This is a genomic window from Christiangramia aestuarii (assembly GCF_009735585.1).
Lineage (GTDB): Bacteria > Bacteroidota > Bacteroidia > Flavobacteriales > Flavobacteriaceae > Christiangramia > Christiangramia aestuarii.
Genome location: NZ_VJVW01000182.1, coordinates 1 through 354, shown reverse-complemented (window position 1 = coordinate 354; position 354 = coordinate 1). Strand labels below are relative to the sequence as shown.

The following is a 354-nucleotide window of genomic DNA, read 5'->3' as shown; positions in this document are numbered from 1 at the left end:
TCCATCGAGGAATATTACGCGCAGGGCATCGAATTGCCCGACCAGGGCATCAAGAACCTGTTCCTGCGCAACCGCAAGGGTACTCGCCACTACCTGGTGCTGCTCGACGAGCGCAAGGAGGCCGACCTGCCGGGCATCGCCGAACAGATCGGCGAAAGCCGCCTGTCGTTCGCCTCGGTCGAGCGCCTGCGCGAATACCTCGGCGTCGAACTGGGCTGCGTGACGCCTTTCGCGCTGGTCAACGATCCGCAGCACAGGGTCGAGGTGTTGCTCGACGATGCCATTCGCCAGGACCAGTTGCTCGGTTTCCACCCGTTGGTGAATACCGCCACCGAGTGCATCCGCTACGCAGAC

At 63.0% G+C, this 354-nt stretch carries 1 protein-coding gene; it reads left to right on the top strand.

The features are described 5' to 3' along the window. Positions 1-354 (top strand): prolyl-tRNA synthetase associated domain-containing protein (locus FLP08_RS17455; protein ID WP_156278193.1); only part of this gene is annotated, 354 nt, incomplete at both ends.